At 65.9% G+C, this 14,211-nt stretch carries 12 protein-coding genes; 6 read left to right on the top strand and 6 right to left on the bottom strand.

The window, feature by feature from the left end; genetic code table 11:
- Positions 1–57: 57 nt before the first annotated feature.
- Positions 58–711: a S24 family peptidase gene (locus H8B02_RS36515; protein WP_229170657.1), complete on the bottom strand. Its 654-nt coding sequence runs from the start codon at positions 709–711 to the stop codon at positions 58–60.
- A 200-nt stretch (positions 712–911) separates the two neighbouring features.
- On the opposite strand from H8B02_RS36515, the gene H8B02_RS36510 reads away from it, so the two are divergent.
- Positions 912–1,256 carry a DUF952 domain-containing protein gene (locus H8B02_RS36510; RefSeq protein WP_229170656.1) on the top strand — a complete coding sequence of 115 codons (345 nt, stop codon included), beginning with the start codon at positions 912–914 and terminating at the stop codon, positions 1,254–1,256.
- Positions 1,253–2,350: a quinone-dependent dihydroorotate dehydrogenase gene (locus tag H8B02_RS36505; RefSeq protein ID WP_229170655.1), complete on the top strand. Its 1,098-nt coding sequence runs from the start codon at positions 1,253–1,255 to the stop codon at positions 2,348–2,350. The genes H8B02_RS36510 and H8B02_RS36505 overlap by 4 nt, the downstream gene beginning before the upstream one ends.
- Positions 2,351–2,443: 93 nt before the next feature.
- On the opposite strand, the gene H8B02_RS36500 is transcribed toward H8B02_RS36505, so the two are convergent.
- From H8B02_RS36500 to H8B02_RS36480, 5 genes are all read right to left on the bottom strand, one after another.
- Entirely contained in the window at positions 2,444–3,769 is a 1,326-nt protein-coding gene (locus tag H8B02_RS36500; protein ID WP_229170654.1) for an MATE family efflux transporter, read from the bottom strand.
- Positions 3,770–3,883: 114 nt separating this feature from the next.
- Positions 3,884–4,618: an MBL fold metallo-hydrolase gene (locus H8B02_RS36495; protein WP_229170653.1), complete on the bottom strand. Its 735-nt coding sequence runs from the start codon at positions 4,616–4,618 to the stop codon at positions 3,884–3,886.
- Positions 4,619–4,641: 23 nt separating this feature from the next.
- Positions 4,642–4,953, bottom strand: coding sequence for a DUF6460 domain-containing protein (locus H8B02_RS36490; RefSeq protein ID WP_229170652.1), 312 nt, complete (start codon positions 4,951–4,953; stop codon positions 4,642–4,644).
- 96 nt (positions 4,954–5,049) lie between these two features.
- On the bottom strand, positions 5,050–6,768 hold the full coding sequence (locus H8B02_RS36485) for an ATP-dependent DNA ligase (RefSeq protein WP_229170651.1): 1,719 nt from the start codon (positions 6,766–6,768) through the stop codon (positions 5,050–5,052).
- Positions 6,765–7,823, bottom strand: coding sequence for a ligase-associated DNA damage response exonuclease (locus H8B02_RS36480; RefSeq protein ID WP_229170650.1), 1,059 nt, complete (start codon positions 7,821–7,823; stop codon positions 6,765–6,767). The genes H8B02_RS36485 and H8B02_RS36480 overlap by 4 nt, the downstream gene beginning before the upstream one ends.
- 132 nt (positions 7,824–7,955) lie before the next feature.
- On the opposite strand from H8B02_RS36480, the gene H8B02_RS36475 reads away from it, so the two are divergent.
- The 4 genes from H8B02_RS36475 (at position 7,956) to pdeM (ending at position 14,099) form a co-directional block, all read left to right on the top strand.
- Positions 7,956–8,882, top strand: coding sequence for a methyltransferase domain-containing protein (locus H8B02_RS36475; RefSeq protein ID WP_229170649.1), 927 nt, complete (start codon positions 7,956–7,958; stop codon positions 8,880–8,882).
- Between the two features lie 274 nt (positions 8,883–9,156).
- Positions 9,157–10,383 carry an ABC transporter substrate-binding protein gene (locus H8B02_RS36470; RefSeq protein ID WP_229170648.1) on the top strand — a complete coding sequence of 409 codons (1,227 nt, stop codon included), beginning with the start codon at positions 9,157–9,159 and terminating at the stop codon, positions 10,381–10,383.
- A 269-nt stretch (positions 10,384–10,652) separates the two neighbouring features.
- The gene (locus H8B02_RS36465; RefSeq protein ID WP_229170658.1) at positions 10,653–13,364 is read left to right on the top strand and encodes a ligase-associated DNA damage response DEXH box helicase; all 2,712 of its coding nucleotides are present in this window, start codon (positions 10,653–10,655) and stop codon (positions 13,362–13,364) included.
- 63 nt (positions 13,365–13,427) lie between these two features.
- Positions 13,428–14,099, top strand: coding sequence for a ligase-associated DNA damage response endonuclease PdeM (pdeM, locus tag H8B02_RS36460; protein ID WP_229170647.1), 672 nt, complete (start codon positions 13,428–13,430; stop codon positions 14,097–14,099).
- The last annotated feature ends 112 nt before the right edge of the window (positions 14,100–14,211 follow it).

Below are 14,211 nucleotides of genomic sequence, written 5' to 3'. Positions count from 1 at the left end.
TGGGTCCCGGCCTTCGCCGGGACGACACTGGTTTTGTGGCGACTTAATCGCCCCAGCCTACTGGCTCGCCCACACGACGCGCGCGATCCACGTGACCTCCTCGGCATCGAGCATGCGGTCGGGATGCTCCGGATTGAGCGATGCGAGTTCCAGCACCTTGCCGGTGCGTCGCTTCAGTTCCTTCACCATCACCTCGCCGCCGGTGGTGCGCACCACGACGCGGTCGCCGCGGCGGATCGCGGTCGCGGGTGACACCACGATGATGTCACCTTCGCGATAGGCCGGCTTCATCGAGTCGCCCTCGATCTCCAGTGCATAGGCGTGCTCGTCGGTGGTCGCCGGCAGCGCCACTTCATCCCAGCCCCTGCCGGCGGGAAAGCCAGAGTCGTCGAAATAGCCGCCGGCGCCGGCCTGCGCGAAGCCGAGCAACGGCACCGACTGGCCGGCGCGCGGGCCATCACCGAGCAGCTGCACGAAGGTCTCCATGCTGGCATTGCTCGCGGCCAGCGCCTTGGAGAGCGACTCAGTCGACGGCCAGCGCTCGCGCCCGTCGCCGGTCACGCGCTTGGACTTGTTGAAGGTGGTGGGGTCGAGACCGGACTGCTTGGCAAGGCCGGACGGCGACAGGCCGGCGCGTTCGGCGAGCCGATCGAGCGCGGCCCAGACCTGCGCGTGGGTCAGCGGTCGGGCGGCTTTGGACTGTTTGGCCATCGAGGACACCCCGGATGGTAGGAATTATTACCTGAAACCTGGCGTTTCCGCAAATCTGCCGTCGGATGTGTCCCGGCACCGCTTGAGTTGCGCCGCTGCCGCCGATACGGTCCCTCGCTCGCCATATGGCGTCTGGGGCATTTCCCCTCAAATCCGGATAAAACCCCAAGAGACTCAAGGACAAAAGGGAAGGCCGGGCCGTGCCCATGATCTACAAAATCACTCCCGCTTCGGCCTGGCGCGAGGCCGAGCGGCAGGGCGTCTACCGGGGCAGTGCGGACGACAATCGCGACGGCTTCATCCATTTTTCTACCGCCTCCCAGGTGGCCGAGACCGTGCGCAAGCACTATCACGGGCAAACCGGCCTGTTCCTGGTCGCGGTCGATGCCGATGCGCTCGGCGACACCTTGCGCTGGGAACGCTCGCGCAATGACGAACTGTTCCCGCATCTCTATGGCGAACTCGACCTCGGCGCGGTCACCGAAATCCTCAGCCTTCGCGCACGCTCCGACGGCGGCCACGACGTTCCGGAGCTCAAGCCGTGATCCGCGCCTTCGACGCCTTCTCGCTGCCGCTGCTGCGCTGGTTCGATCCTGAAGATGCCCATCGCATGGCGATCCAGGGCTTGAGGCTGCTGCCGCCGATCCGGCAGCGGCCGGATGATCCCAAGCTCGCGGTGCGCGCCTTCGGGCTGAATTTTCCGAACCCGATCGGCATGGCGGCGGGTTTCGACAAGAGCGCCGAGGTGCCCGACGCGCTGCTGCGGCTTGGTTTCGGCTTTGTCGAGATCGGCTCGGTGACGCCGAAGCCGCAAGCCGGCAACCCGCGGCCGCGGCTGTTTCGCCTCGAGCGCGACGAGGCCGTCATCAACCGCATGGGCTTCAACAATGACGGCGCGGAAGCCGTGCTGCGCCGGCTCGCCGCGCGCGCCAGCGGCGGCGGCATCATCGGGGTCAATGTCGGGGCCAACAAGGATTCTACCGACCGCGTCGCCGACTATGTGAAGCTGATCGAGACCTTTGCCCCGGTCGCGAGCTATTTCACCGTCAACGTCTCGTCGCCGAATACGCCGGGCCTGCGCAATCTGCAGCAATCGGCGGCGCTCGACGATCTGCTGGCGCGGGTCATCGATACCCGCGAGCGCGTGCGCAAGAACGCCGGCGATTCGCCGGTGCTGCTGAAGATCGCACCGGATCTGAGCCTCGCCGAACTCGACGACGTCGTGCATATCGCGCGCTCGCGGCGCGTCGACGGCATGATCGTCGCCAACACCACGCTGGCGCGTCCCTCGACCTTGCGCGAGGAGAACCGGGCCAGGGAGCAGGGCGGTCTGTCGGGCCGTCCGCTGTTCCGCCTCTCGACGCGGATGGTCGCCGAGACCTATGTCCGCGTCGAAGGCGCATTTCCGTTGATCGGCGTCGGCGGCATCGATTCCGGCGGCGCAGCGCTGACCAAGATCCGCGCCGGGGCCAGCCTGATCCAGCTCTATTCCTCGCTGGTCTACAAGGGCATCGGCCTGGTCGACGACATCAAGCGCGATCTGTCCTCGACCTTGCTGCGGACCGGCCGCGACTCGCTGTCGGAAATCGTCGGGGCTGATGCTGCGACCATCACGGCCGAGGATTGGCCGGTGAGGTAGGGCTGTAGCCCGGATGAAGCGAAGCGCAATCCGGGACAGTGTTAACGCGGATAGGGTCCCCGGATTTCGCTTCGCTTCATCCGGGCTACGGAGCTACGCAGTCTTGAACGACTTCCTCAGCAGCGCCGGATAGCGCAGGCCCTGCAGGCCACCGCGCGCCACGTAGAAGCCGAGCAGCGCGATCCACAGCCCGGTGTTGCCGAACGAGCTGAGTGCCCACCAACTGGCGAGGAAGATCGCGAGCGAGGCCAGCATCAAATTGCGCATCTCGCGCGCCCAGGTCGCGCCGACATAGATGCCGTCGAAGCCGAAGGCGAACACGCCGGGCAGAGGCGCCAGGATCACGAACACCAGGAACTCGCGCGCATAGCGGCGCACGTCCTCGCTCGTCGTCATCAAGTTGATCAGCGCCGGTCCGAACAGCGCGAACAGCACCGAGACAACCAGCGCAAAGGCGACACCCCACAGCAGCACCAGCCGGGTCGAATCGGCAAAGCCGCGAGCATCGCGTGCGCCGAAGGCGCGGCCGCAGAGCTGCTGGGCGGCGTTGGCGAGGCCGTCGAGGAAGAAGGCGCTCACCAGCAGGAAATTGTTCAGCACCGAATTCGCCGCCAGCGTCACGTCGACTTCGCGCGCCCCCTTGGCGGTGAAGAACAGGAACACGACGATCAGCGCCGCGGTGCGGACCATGATGTCGCGGTTGACGGCCAGCATGCGCATCAGCTTGGCGCGGTCGAACAGCGTGGCCGCAGGAACGGCAAAGCCGCCTTGCGAGATCCGCCATGCCACGACGATGCCGACGGCGAAGCCGGATGTCTCGGCAAGCACGGCGGCGATCGCGGCACCGGCGATGCCGGTGCCGTAGACCTGCACCAGCAGCACGGTGGCCGCCATGTTGATCAGGTTGATCACGATCTGCAGCGCCAGCGCCAGATTGGCGCGCGCCTGCCCGACCAGCCAGCCCAGGATGACATAATTGGCGAGCGCCAGCGGCGCCGACCAGATCCGGATCATGAAATAGCTCTTGGCCGCGCGCGTGACGCCTTCGCTGCCGCCCATCAGCTGGAATGTGACTGCGGCCAGCGGCAGCTGCAGCGCGATCAGCGCGGCGCCGATCAGGCCGGCGACCATGAAGCCGCGCACCAGGATCGCGGCATATTCCTGCGGCTCGCCCGCGCCCTGCGCCTGCGCGGTGAAGGCCAGCGTGCTCATGCGCAGGAAGGCGAACAGCCAGAACAGGCAGTCGAAGATCACCGAGGCCATCGCGACCCCGCCGAGCAGCGCGGCATCGTCGAGCCGGCCGATCGCCGTGGTCGAGACGATGCCGATCAATGGCGTGGTCAGGTTGGCGACCATCGCGGGACCGGCGATGGCGAACACCTGGCGTGTCGTGATCTTTGGGTGGATGGGTGCGTGCATGGCTACAGTTGCAAGGAATAGGCGTTTCTATCGCGACATCCGTCGGGCGACCATGCCGGAATTGTACTCAGAGCAATGCGGTGGCGGAGGGGCCGCCGACAAGGCATTGCATGGTCAGAACACCACGACCATGCCGTCGCTCGCCGCCGTGTACGGCAGGTTGTCGACGCGGCTGAGCATGTCGTCGCTCATATGGGTCAGCACCACGCGCCTGGCGTTGATGGCCGGCAAATGCGCCTCCAGCGTTTTCAGGCTGAGATGGTTCTTGACCATCTTGTCGTAGGTATAGGCCTCAGTGACGAAGAGGTCGGCGTTCTGCGCGGCCGGGATCAGCGCATCGGTCCACTCGGTGTCGGCGCTGTAGCTGACGACGCGGCCTTCCGCCTCGACGCGATAGGCGAGGAATGGCCCGCCGGATTCGCCATGCACAACAGGATAGGGCGTCACGCTCACCTCGCCGAAGCTGCGCCGCTCCGGCGGTGCGAGCGTGACGACGGACAGATCGAAGCGTTGTCTGGTTTTGGAGGAATGCTCGAACATCACCTCCATCACCTCTGGCAATTTCGTCTCGATGCCTTCGGGCCCGGCGATCACGAGCGGCCGGGTGCGGCGAGAGAATTGCGCGTCGAGCAGGAAGAACGGCAGGCCGGCAAAATGATCGCCGTGGAAATGCGTGATCAGGATCAGGTCGATCGCGTCGCGGTCGATCTCGAGCCGCTTCAGCGCTGGCAGCGAGGAGGCGCCGCAATCGATCAGGAAATTGACGCGCTCGCCGCTGACATGGAAGCAGGTGTTGAAGCGGCCCCCGGAGCCGAATGCATCGCCGCAGCCGACAAATCGCAATTGCATCGGCTGCGAGCTTTCCTTTGGGATCAGCGGCCGCGCGGCGCGCCGAACAGCCGCGACAACAGCCAGATCGGGATCACGATCACGGCGCCGAGCAGGAAGTAGCGCCACGCCCAGTTGATCGCATCGAAGCCGAAATCCCAGATGGTCTGGAACAGCCTGCGGACGCTGTTGAGGATATTCCACGGATCGAGGCCGATCGCGGCGAGCACGACGCCGACCAGGATCGAGAGCAGAATCAGCCGGAACGCCACCGAGAGCGGCGATCCGCCGAGAAAGCGGTACAGGCCGTCACTCTGGCTCTGGCCGGCCGGCAAGTCCCGGATGTTGTCTGGCATTGCTGTCTCCCGCGGAATCGCCCGCATTATAGGTCACGGCGCAGCACATGGGAAACCCGTGAGCCGCGATCAATGGTTGCCATGCACGCTTCGGGTTTAACTTCCTGTCATGGAGATTAACATCCGTTCAAGTGTCTCCAGCCGGTCGGCTTCGCGCGGCGGCTTGTCCCAGCGCAGGCGGCTGATCCGGGGAAAACGCATCGCGACGCCCGATTTGTGACGCGGCGAGCGCTGCAAGCCCTCGAAGGCGACTTCCAGCACCAGCCCCTGATCCGGCTCGTGCACGACATGCCGCACCGGGCCGAACTTCTCGGTGGTGTTGCGGCGGACGAAGCGATCGATCTGCAGCAGTTCCTCGTCGGTGAAGCCGAAATAGGCCTTGCCGACCGGCACCAGTTCATCGCCGGCATCGCCACGGGTCCAGACGCCGAACGTGTAGTCGGAATAATAGGACGAGCGCTTGCCGTGGCCGCGCTGGGCATACATCAGCACGGCATCGATGATGTGCGGATCGCGCTTCCACTTCCACCACGGGCCCTTCGGCCGTCCCGGCAGGTAGGGCGCGTCGCGCCGCTTCAGCATCACGCCTTCGACCGCGTCGGCATCGTCGCCGGCGCCCGCGCTCTTCGGATCGGCGCGCGCCGCGGCCAGATCTTCCCAGCTCGCGAACGGGATCGTCGGCGACAGATCGATGCGCGGATCGTTCAGCTTGGCGACGAAGGCTTCGAGATGCGCGCGGCGTTCGGTGAAAGGCAGCTCGCGCAGATCGTTTTCGCCGTCGCCGAGCAGGTCGTAGGCGCGTAAGTGGATCGGAAATTCCTTGATCAGCTTCGGAGAGACAACCTTGCGGTTCAGCCGCTGCTGCAACACGTTGAAGGTCTGCACGCGACCGTCGCGCAGCACCAGCAATTCGCCGTCGATCGCGAATGAAGCATGATGCCGAAAAGTGTGAAGCGGTTTTCGGGAGTCATCATGCTTCAGATCTAGAGTATCTTGCAGATGCAGCGACGGCACGAGGTCGGGGAAGCTGCCGGTGATGTCCTCACCGGTGCGCGAATAGAGCCGCGCCTGGATATGGCCGCGCGCGTCGCGGCCGGCGACAGCCTGCACGCGGATGCCGTCCCACTTCCATTCCGCGCTGAAATCGGCGGCGTCGAGATTGACGAAATCGCTATCCTCGATCGCATGCGCCAGCATCACCGGGCGGAACGGCGTTGGATCGAGGTTGACCGGCTTGTCGCCGCGGCCTTCGAGCCAGGCGAACAATTCGAGATAAGGCGGCGACAGGCCCGGCCACATCAGCTCGATCTCGTGCGGGTCCTTGTCGCCGAGCGCCGCCGCCGCGGTCTTCGCGAGCCGCGCCGAGATCCCGATCCGCATTGCGCCGGTGACGAGTTTCAGCAGCGCCCAGCGTCCGGTCTCGTCGAGCTCGTCCAGCCAGCGCGCCAGCTGTGCCGGCAGTTCGGCCTTGCCGAGCGTGCGCAGCGTGGTGACGACGTCGGTGAGGGTGGGAGGCGGCGGGTTGTTGTGGCCTGGCAGCTCCGCCTTCGGCCACATCAGCGCGACGGTTTCGGAGAGATCGCCGACGTAATCATAGGAATAGCCGAACAGCACCGGGTCGGTGCGTTCGGTGATCAGGTCGCGGATCAAGCCCGGCTTGGCGTGCTTGAACGACAGCGCACCGGTCAGTGCCGCCAGCGCGTAGCCGCGGTCGGGATCCTCGGTCTCGCGGAAATAGGCAACGAGCAGCTTGATCTTGTTGTTGCGGCCCGGCTCGTAGGCGAGGCGGTCGAGCAGCTCGGCAAAGCGGTTCATGCTTTCGCCCCGCCGGTGGGCTCTGCCTCGCCGGTGACCGCCGCCGTCTCGCCCTCGTCCTCGTCGCCATAGCCGACCAGATCGAGCGGCCGCGCGGCAAGGCCCTTGCTTTTGCACCAATGCACCAGCGCGTCTTCCTGGCCGTGGGTGACCCAGATCTCGCCGGCGCCGGTAGCCGCGATCGTCGCCGTCAGCCCGTCCCAGTCGGCATGATCCGAGATCACTAACGGCAGCTCGATGCCGCCCTGCCGGGCGCGAGCGCGCACGCGCATCCAGCCCGACGCAAAAGCCGTGACCGGATCGGGAAAACGCCGCGTCCAGACATCGGAGGTCGCGCTCGGCGGCGCCAGCGTGATGGTGCCGGCGAGCTCGGCCTTCTTCATGCCGCGCGCCGGCCGGAGTTCGCCGAGCGGAATGCCGCGCTCCTGATAATAATTGGTGATCTTCTCCATCGCGCCGTGCAGATAGATCGGCGCGTCGTAGCCGGCCTCGCGCAGCAGTGCGATCACGCGCTGCGCCTTGCCGAGCGAATAGGCGCCGACCAGGTGCGCGCGCTCCGGAAACAGTTTTACTGAGGCCAGCAGTTTCTTCACCTCGTCGGCGGCATCGCCATGACGGAACACCGGCAGGCCAAAGGTCGCCTCCGTGATGAAGACGTCGCACGACACCAGCTCGAACGGCGCGCAGGTCGGGTCGCGCGCGTCCTTGTAGTCGCCGGAGGCGACGATCCTTCTATCCTTGCAGGTGACGGATATCTGGGCCGAGCCCAGCACGTGGCCGGCGGGATGAAACGTCACCGTGACGTCGCCGAACCTGATCTCCTCGCCGTAAGCGACCGCCTGCGTCGTGCCGGCAAAGTTCTCGCCGTAGCGCAGCCGCATCATGTCGAGCGTTTCCTGGGTCGCGAGCACGGCACCATGGCCCGCCCGCGCATGGTCGGAATGGCCATGCGTGATGAGTGCCCGCTCGACCGGCCTGACAGGATCGATGTGGAAGCCGCCGGGCTTGCAGCAAAGCCCGGCCGGGACGGGCATCAGGATGTCTTGCGGGCGCATTGTCCCTATATAGGCGCTCGATCCGCGATGTTTAGCCGTCATCCGCGGGCTTGACCCGCGCTTCCATCTCCGGAAAAAGTCCGTGTTTTAATGGACGGCCAGACTTGGCCAAGATCGGTTCCGTAAGAAAAAATGGCCCCCCGCCTGTTTCTGTCCTCCGGCGACCTCGTTGCCGACCGCCGCTACGAGTTCGCGCGCGACCTGCAATTGAAGGGCGATCTGCCGGCTGCCGCCGAGCTGCTCGAACAGGCAATCGAGCTGGTGCCGAAATTCCCGTCGGCCTGGTACACGCTGGGCAAGATCCGCCTCGAGCTCGGCCAGCGCGATGCGGCGATCGCAGCCTTCCGCGCCGCGCGCGACGCCGATCCGGAGGACCGACACGGCGCCGGCCTGCATCTGATGCAGCTCGGCGTCGAGGCCATCAGCGCGATGTCGCCGGGCTATGTGCAGACATTGTTCGATCAATATGCGCCGCGCTTCGAGGCCGCGCTGGTCGGCGATCTCGGCTATCGCGGGCCGGCGCTGCTGTTCAAGGCGGTGCTGTCGGTGCGCGCCTCTGCGAAGAAGCCGGCGTTCTTCAAGCGCGCGATCGATCTCGGCTGCGGCACCGGACTGGCGGCTGCAGCATTCGCGCAGCACGTCGATCGCTTCATCGGCATCGACCTGTCGCCGCGCATGATCGACAAGTCGCGCGCCACGGGACTCTATGCCGAGCTCGAGGTCGACGACATGCTGAAGGGCATCTCGGGCAAGCCGGACGCCAGTGCTGAATTGATCCTTGCCGCGGATGCGATGGTTTATGTCGCCGATCTCGCGCCCGTGCTTGCCGAGGCTGCGCGCGTGCTGGTGGCGGGCGGCGTGCTCGCCTTCACCACCGAGACCCATGACGGCGAGGGCGTCATCCTCGGCGAGGGGCTGCGCTACGCCCATAGTGCAGCCTACGTGCGCGCCTCGGTTGACGCCGCGGGGCTGACGCTGGCTCTGCTCGACGATCTCTCGGCGCGCAATGAAGACAACATCCCGGCGCCTGGGCTTGTCGCCGTCGCCGTCAAGCCGTGACCGCTTGACCTTCTCCCCTTGTGGGAGAAGGTGGCGCGAAGCGCCGGATGAGGGGTCTGCATCCGCGGAGACAGACCCCTCACCCGGCTACATCTCGCTCCGCTCGATTTCGCCACCCTCTCCCACAAGGGGTGCATGGTCATCTGCCGCACTCAAACTTGAGTCTACACGCTACACATTTGCCGTGACGCGGCATTGCGCCGCAAAGCCGTGACTTCGCGCTTGCCCGGCGCGGGGCGGAATGCGAGAGCTTTTCGCCTCAGGGAGAGACACAATGAAAAAACATACGCGGCGCGAGTTCGGCGCCACCGCATTGTCCGTGATCGCTGCGTCCGTGCTGCCTGCGCCGTTCGTCCGGGCCGCCGACAAGAAGTACGATCCGGGTGCGAGCGACACCGAGATCAAGCTCGGCCAGACCGTGCCGCATTCCGGCCCCGGCTCGCTCTATGGCGTGCTCGGCCGGGTCGGCGAAGCCTATTTCCAGATGCTGAACGACAAGGGCGGCATCAACGGCCGCAAGGTGAAATTCCTCACTATGGACGACGCCTACAGCGCGCCGAAATGCGTCGAGGCGACGCGCCGCCTGGTCGAGCAGGAAGAGGTGCTGGCGCTCTATGGCTCGCTCGGCACCGCGCCGCAGACCTCCGTGCACAAATATCTCAATTCCAAGGGTGTGCCGCAACTGCTGCTCAACACCGGCGCCTCGAAATGGAACGACCCGAAGAATTTCAAATGGACCATGGCGGGCCTGCCGCTCTATCCGACCGAAGCCCGCATCCTGGCGAAACACGTCGTCAGCGTGAAGCCGAACGCCAGGATCGGCATCCTCTACCAGAATGATGATTTCGGCCGCGACTTCCTCGGCCCGTTCAAGAAGGTGCTGGCCGATGCCGGCGGCAAGGCACAGGTGATCATGGAGCAGACCTACGATCTCACCGATCCGACGGTCGATTCCCAGCTCATCAATCTGTCGAAATCGGGCGCCGACGTGTTCTACAACATCACCACCGGCAAGGCGACGTCGCAGTCGATCCGCAAGGTGGCCGAGCTCGGCTGGAAGCCGTTGCAGCTGTTGTCGGCAGGCTCGACCGGCCGCTCGATCCTGAGCGCCGCGGGCCTCGAGAACGCCAAGGACATCGTCGCGATCCGCTACAACAAGGAAGTCGGCGTGCCCCGCTACGAGAAGGATGCGGATGTGGTCGCGTTCGAGGAGCTGCGCAAGAAGTACCTGCCGAACATCGATCCCGACAACACCATCGCCTTCGCCGGCTACGGCCAGGCGGCGACGATGGGTGAAATCCTGCGCCGCTGCGGCGACGATTTGACCCGCGCCAACGTGCTGAAGCACGCCACCACGCTGGCCGGCTTCCACTCGCCCTATTTCCTCGACGGCATCAATTACAGCTATACGCCCGACGACTACACGCCGATGAAGACGCTCTATGTCTCGATCTTCAACGGCAAGGACTGGGATCTCTTGGGCGAGCCGATGACGGAGTAGGGCTTGCGCTGCACTATCGTCTCCCTCGCCCCGCTCTTGCGGGGAGAGGGCGGAGTGAGGGGCTTCTCTCCACCAGGCGGTGCACGCGTGGAGACCTGTACCCCCTCACCCGGATCGCATCTGGCGATGCGATCCGACCTCTCCCCGCAGGCGGGGCGAGGTGACTTCCGGGCGCTTCGCAGCCCACAGAGCGAGATGATCGCCCCTGCCACCTGCCGCCATTCCGTCCTGCCCTCGACGAAACCCGCTGAACCGCTTACCTCTTGGGCGTGTCGACGCTCGATCTCTTTTCCGTCACGCCGTCGGAAACGGCCGATCTCTTGCCGCGCCGGTTTCGCGACTGGTTCGCCTCACGCGGCTGGTCGCCGCGCGAGCATCAGCTCGCGCTGCTGGCGAAGGCGCACGAGGAACGCTCCGCGCTGCTGATTGCGCCTACGGGTGCGGGCAAGACGCTGGCGGGGTTCCTGCCGACGCTGGTGGAATTGAGTGGGGAAGGGCAGGGCAAGAATTCTCACCTCCGCCTGAAAGGGGGAGGTCGGCGCGAACAGGCGCGCGACAGCGCGGCTGACCCCCACCCCAACTCTCCCCCTTTTAGGGGGAGGGAGCCTGACGACCTCGCAAGCGGCAAAATTGAACCGGCGATAATCCGCCCCAACCTCATCTCCACCGGCCGCGGCGTTCGCCGCAGCGGCGGGCTGCATACGCTCTACATCTCGCCGCTGAAAGCGCTCGCGGTCGACATCGCGCGCAACCTGGAGACGCCGGTTGCCGAGATGGGGCTGCCGATCAAGATCGAGACCCGTACCGGCGACACGCCGGTGTCGCGGCGACAGCGGCAGCGGCGTTATCCGCCGGACATTCTGCTCACCACGCCGGAGCAACTTGCGCTGCTGCTCGCCTCCGACGACGCGCCTTTCCTGTTCTCCTCGCTGAAACGCATCGTGCTCGACGAGCTGCATGCGCTGGTCACCTCCAAGCGCGGCGATCTGCTGTCGCTCGGTCTCGCACGGCTCTGGACCATCGCGCCGCAGGCGCGCGCGATCGGTCTGTCGGCGACAGTGGCCGAGCCGGAGCAGCTCGCGCGTTTCCTGGTGCCGCAGCCTGGCGGCGAGAGCGTGTCCGCCGACGTCGTGATCGCCGGTGGCGCCGCGCCGCCGGTGGTCGAGATGCTCGACACGCGGGAGCGGCTGCCGTGGTCGGGCCACAGTGCGCGCCACGCGCTGCCCGAGGTCTATGAGCTGATCAAGCGCAACAAGACCACGCTGGTGTTCGTCAACACCCGCAGCCAGGCCGAGATGCTGTTCCAGGATCTGTGGCGCATGAACGACGACGGGCTCGCGATCGCGCTGCATCACGGCTCGCTCGACGTCGCGCAGCGCCGCAAGGTCGAGGATGCGATGGCCGCGGGCCGCTTGCGCGGCGTGGTCTGCACCTCCTCGCTCGACCTCGGCGTCGACTGGGGCGATGTCGATCTCGTCATCAATATCGGTGCGCCCAAGGGCTCGTCGCGGCTGATGCAGCGGATCGGTCGTGCCAACCACCGCTTCGACGAGGCCTCGCGCGCCGTGCTGGTGCCGGCCAACCGCTTCGAGGTGCTGGAATGCCGTGTCGCAATCGACGCCATCGCCGAGAATGCGCAGGACACGCCGCCCTTGCGCTCGGGCGCGCTCGACGTGCTGGCCCAGCACGTGCTCGGCTGCGCCTGCGGCAAGCCGTTCCTGTCCGACGAGCTCTACGATGAGGTCAGGACCGCGGCACCCTATGCGTCGTTGGCGCGAACCGATTTCGACGATGTGGTCGACTTCGTCGCGACCGGCGGCTACGCGCTGAAAACCTATGAGCGTTTCGCGCGCATCAAGCAGGACAAGCAGGGCCGCTGGCGCGTCACCAATCCGAAGGTGCGGCAGAGCTACCGCCTCAACGTCGGCACCATCGTCGAGGAGACCATGCTGAAGGTGCGGCTGGTGCGTTCGCGGGCCGGCGGTAGCGGTTCGACCGGCGCGATCGCCCGCGGCGGCCGGATGCTCGGCGAGATCGAGGAGGTCTTCATCGAGGGTCTCGTGCCCGCCGACACGTTTGTCTTTGGTGGTGAGGTGGTGCGCTACGAGGCCTTGGTTGAAGACCAGGTCTATGTCTCCCGCGCCAATGACAAAGATGCAAAAGTGCCGTCCTATATGGGCGGCAAGTTCCCGCTGTCGACCTATCTCGCCGAACGCGTCCGCAAACTGCTCGACAACAGCCGGGCCTGGAACGGTTTGCCGGACCAGGTGCACGACTGGCTGTCGCTGCAGCGAAAATTCTCACGCGTCCCGGCAGCGCGCGAGCTGCTGGTGGAAACCTTTCCGCGCGGCGGCAGCCATTACCTGGTTTGCTATCCCTTCGAGGGCCGGCTCGCGCATCAGACGCTCGGCATGCTGCTGACGCGCCGGCTGGAGCGCGTCCGCGCCCGTCCGCTCGGCTTCGTCGCCAATGAATACGCGCTCGCGGTCTGGGGCGTCGGCGATCTCTCCTTCATGATCCGGCACGGCAAGCTCGATCTCAACGCGCTGTTCGACCCCGACATGCTCGGCGACGATCTCGAGGCATGGCTCGCGGAATCCGCGCTGATGAAGCGCACCTTCCGCAACTGCGCCATCATCTCCGGCCTGATCGCGCGCCGCTTCACCGACGAGGAGAAGTCGCGCCGCCAGGTGCTGTTCTCGACCGATTTGATCTACGACGTGCTGCGCAAACACCAGGCCGATCACGTGCTGCTGCGCGCCGCGCGCGGCGATGCCGCCACAGGATTGCTCGATCTCCGCCGCCTCAGCGACATGCTTGCGCGCATCCACGGCCGAATCACCCACAAGGATCTCGACCACGTTTCTCCGCTTGCCGTGCCCGCGCTGCTGGAAATCGGCCGCGAGTCAGTTTATGGCGAAGCATCCGACGAGCTTCTGGCCGAGGCGGCCGAGGAACTCGTGCGGGAGGCGATGACATAACGCTGGTATTTTGGGGAACAGCACGTGGCGGCAAGCGCGCTAGCTTTGCGAGACGGTGACGACATGCGCGTTTCGAGGGTCACGGTGGCGGATGTCGGCTTCGTGGCGGATTTCTCCGGCGCGCTGTTTTGGGAAGAGCGGAGCCTGCTCGTGGTGTCCGACCTGCATCTGGAGAAGGGCTCGAGTTTCGCCAGCCGCGGCGTGTTGCTGCCGCCCTACGACACGGCGGCGACGTTGAGCCGGCTTGCCGCTGTGATCGCGCGGCACGATCCGCGGCAGGTGATCGCGCTCGGCGACAGCTTTCACGATCGCGATGCGCATGCGCGCTTGTCGGAGCCGGACCGCGAGGCGCTCGCGGCGCTGCAGATGCGGCGCAACTGGATCTGGATCTCGGGCAACCACGATCCGGCGCTGCCGCCTAATCTCGGCGGCGTGGTCGCGACCGAGGTCGCGATCGGCCCGATTGTGTTCCGCCATGAGCCGACTGGCGCTGCCGGCGAGATCGCCGGGCACCTCCACCCCAAGGCGCGGGTGCCGACTCGCGGCCGCTCGATCGAGCGCCGTTGTTTCGCCTCCGACGGCGAGCGCGCGGTGATGCCGGCGTTCGGCGCCTACACCGGGGGCCTGAGCATCCGCGACGCCGCGTTCGCGCGGATTTTCGGATCGCCCGGCTTCATGGCCCACGTGCTCGGCGACAACCGCGTCCACGCGTTCGTGGCGTCGCGGTGTTATTGAGACGTCCAAGCATTTCTATCACCGTCATCCTGAGGTGCGAGCAGAGCGAGCCTCGAAGGATGCACGGCCACCGTCCGGGCCGTTCATCCTTCGAGGCTCGCCGAAGAGACGA

Source organism: Bradyrhizobium altum, from assembly GCF_020889705.1.
Classification (GTDB): Bacteria; Pseudomonadota; Alphaproteobacteria; order Rhizobiales; family Xanthobacteraceae; genus Bradyrhizobium; species Bradyrhizobium altum.
Note: the sequence above shows the minus strand (reverse complement) of the source record. Positions and strands in the feature narration are given on the sequence as shown.